The organism is Streptococcus sp. HMSC071H03, assembly GCF_001813035.1.
GTDB lineage: Bacteria > Bacillota > Bacilli > Lactobacillales > Streptococcaceae > Streptococcus > Streptococcus anginosus.
Window position 1 is genome coordinate 51043 of the sequence record NZ_KV811162.1, and the last position, 3300, is coordinate 54342.

3 protein-coding genes are annotated in these 3300 nt (G+C 39.3%); all 3 read right to left on the reverse strand.

The features are described from left to right. A partial coding sequence (locus tag HMPREF2887_RS05245) for an amino acid permease (RefSeq protein WP_148131499.1) occupies positions 1-676 on the reverse strand: 676 nt, incomplete at its 3' end. 146 nt (positions 677-822) lie between these two features. Then, complete coding sequence (locus HMPREF2887_RS05250; RefSeq protein ID WP_021001423.1) at positions 823-2811, reverse strand: ABC transporter permease; 1989 nt, start codon at positions 2809-2811, stop codon at positions 823-825. Then, positions 2804-3300: ABC transporter ATP-binding protein (locus HMPREF2887_RS05255; RefSeq protein ID WP_148131500.1), on the reverse strand; the 497-nt coding region annotated here is incomplete at its 5' end. The genes HMPREF2887_RS05255 and HMPREF2887_RS05250, both read right to left, overlap by 8 nt.

Genomic DNA, 3300 nt, shown 5'->3' on the forward strand with positions numbered 1-3300 from the left:
CACCAGCCATAATTCCAACATTACCACCATATAATTTTCCAAAGCCAAATGGGGTAAAATGAGACCAATTTTCAGGTTTAATAAAGAAAATCCCTACAAAGATAAAAAGGGCAAGCGCCGAAAACTTCAAGACAACCAAAGCAGAATTAAATCGCAGAGCTGCTTTAGAATTTAATAAAACCACACCTGTTACAAATACCAAAACAAGAATCGGCAGTAAGTCTACATAGGTTCCCACTTGCGGATTAAAGGTTCCATTGAGCGCTCTTGGCATACTCAAACCAAATCCATTCAGCAGGCCTTTCAAATAGGAAGCCCAACCAGAGGCAACACTAGATACAGCCGTCATAAATTCCATAATGGTCAGCCAACCTGCTATCCAAGCTGGAAATTCTCCAAAAACAGCATAGAGATAGCTATAAGCACCTCCATTTGCAGGAATTCTTGACGCAAATTCTGCATAAAAGAAAGCAGAAATACTCACGCAAAGAGCAGAAATAATAATCGAAATCACCAAAGCTGGACCAGCTAGAGTTGCAGCCGCCGTTCCGGTAATCGTGAAAATACCCGTTCCCACCATAGCGCCAATTCCTAACAAAATCAAATCAAGCAATCGTAAATGACGACGCATGCCAGTCCGATCTCGACTGACATCTTTTTTACGAAAAATATTCATCCTAAACTCCAATTTATTAGATTGAATTATTCTACCATAAAAGCAATCAAAAAGGAATCAAACGTCCCTCTTTTTTGTTAAATAAATTGAAAAAGGAGCAAGAATAGCCCTACTCCTTTTCACTATTATCCGTACCTATCGCTAACTCACATCGACACAATTCTACGATAACTGCGTGATGTGATGAGAAAGACAAGTACATAGACGATAAAGAAAACAGCACAAACGCCAAGCGTAACTTCCAACATCAATGTAGCATTTAAGACACCCAGCACTTTCAACATAAGGCTCAGCATATGATAAGCAAATGCCAGATGCACAAAAGCGAAAGCAAGCGGTAAGAAGAACACAGTCAAAATTTGTTTGCGAATGGTGCGCTTGGTTTGCTTTTCATCTAATCCTACCTTTTGTAAAATTACAAAGCGGTCTCGGTCTTCATACCCTTCTGAAATCTGTTTGTAGTAGATTACCAAAACCGTTCCCAGCATAAAGACAATTGAAAGGAAAATACCAATAAAGAAAACTCCGCCGAGCATGCTCATGATTTCCTGCACACCTTGGATTCTTGTATAACCATACACACCGGCATTATCGGGGAGCGTTGTATTGAACTGTTTCAGCTTCCTCTGGTAAGCTGTATCCAAATCGCCCTTTTTCTTATTAGAAGCCCTGATATTCAAGCCGCCATATAACTCTGTATTAATTGTGTAGTGCTCCTTTTGTGCATCTACTATCTTTTGTGGATCATTGACAACCATAAAAAGTGACTGCGGCACAATGATATTATTCTGATCTACGACATTTCCAAGAACAAAGTCCTCTGTTAAAAGTTCTTTCACTGTCAATTCTTGCCCAATCAGTTTAAGAGGTCGATCTTGTTTAATAGACATTCCTTTTGCAAAGATTGCTGTCTCATTATCTTTTAAATTCAATGTTTTGCCCGTCATTTTCCGATAATCATCAGCTGAAAACAGCAGGATATAGGCTTGTGGAGAAACTTGTGTTTCTCTTTTTGGATAAATATCAAGCTGATTACCGTCTTGTTTTTTAATTCCCATCGAATAATATTGATAGGCGCTTTTCTTAGTAACTTTTAGATGATTTTCATTTGCAAACTCTGTCAGTGCTTGTTCCAATTGGGCAGCTGATACTTCACTTCCCTTTATAGTATAGTCTTGAGGGTACATCACTGTTTTCAGATAATCAGCACCTGCGTAGATGTTAATACCACCAGCTAAGGTGACTAAGACCATGGTTGACAAAATCGAAATCGTTGCTAAGCCAACCGCATTTTTCTTCATCCGAAAAATCAAATTGGACACAGAAATCATATTGTTTGGTTGATAGTAATATCGTTTATTTTTCTGGAGCAACTGCAAAAATACCGTAACTCCTGCATTGAACAGCAGATAAGTCCCTAAAATAACAAAGAGAACAGCTATAAAAAATATACCAATTGCTATCAATGGATTTTTGACACTCAGAGCTAGGTAATAAGCATAGCCTAAAGAAATCGATCCAATAATCGTTTGAATCAGAAGAAATCGTCCTTTTCTTTCACCGCTATTCTTTTCCTTGGCCAATTGCAAAGCATTAAAACGTAGAATCCTCAAACCGTTGACAAGCACCAAGCCCGCAAAAATAACGCCATAGATGACAACAACTGAAATAAGAACTAACCATTGAAACGTGGATACTAGAACCACTTTTAACCCCATCAATTTCAGTAAAAAGGCATAAATCAGTTTATCAAATACAATACCAAATCCAAGACCAATCGTGACAGTCGTCGCTCCTAAAATCAATAACTCAATGAACACCATGGTAAAGAGATGACGTTTATTAAGTCCTAGCATTCCATACAGCCCCAGTTCTTTCGAGCGATTTTTCATGACGAAGCTATTAGCATAAAAAACGATAATCGCTGCAGCAATCGTCACAATAATCACTCCAAGAGCCAAGACAAATGAAATAGAACTTGCCCCCTGCATTTTTTGTAAATGGGGATTAAACGTTAAAGAATTAAAAATATATGAAATAGCGACGACTAAACAAGTTGCCAACGCAAATGGATAGTATAATCTACGATTTTTCACTAGGTTAGAAACCGCTAATTTTCCCGCTAATCTAAACACCTTGACTCACCTCGCTTGCCATGACCGTTAAGGTATCTGAAATTTCTTGGAACATCTGGCGCTCGGTCTTATCTCCTCGGAAGATTTGATTGTACAAAATTCCGTCCTTGATGAACAGTACTCGCTTAGCTCGGCTTGCCGCCGAAGTCGAGTGCGTTACCATAAGAATCGTCTGTCCGCGGTCATTGATGTCATCAAATACATCTAAAAGCGCCGCAGAAGACTTAGAATCGAGCGCCCCTGTTGGCTCGTCTGCCAGCAGAATTTCTGGATTGGTGATAATAGCACGCGCCACCGCCACCCGTTGTTTTTGACCACCGGAAATTTCATAGGGGAATTTTTCCTGCAATTGGTTAATCCCCAGTTCATTACAAGTAGTAACCAACTTTTGCATCATTTCTGTAATCGAACGGCGTGATAAAACGAGCGGCAAGAGAATATTGTCCTTGACCGAAAGCGTGTCTAACAGGTTGAAATCTTGAAAAACGA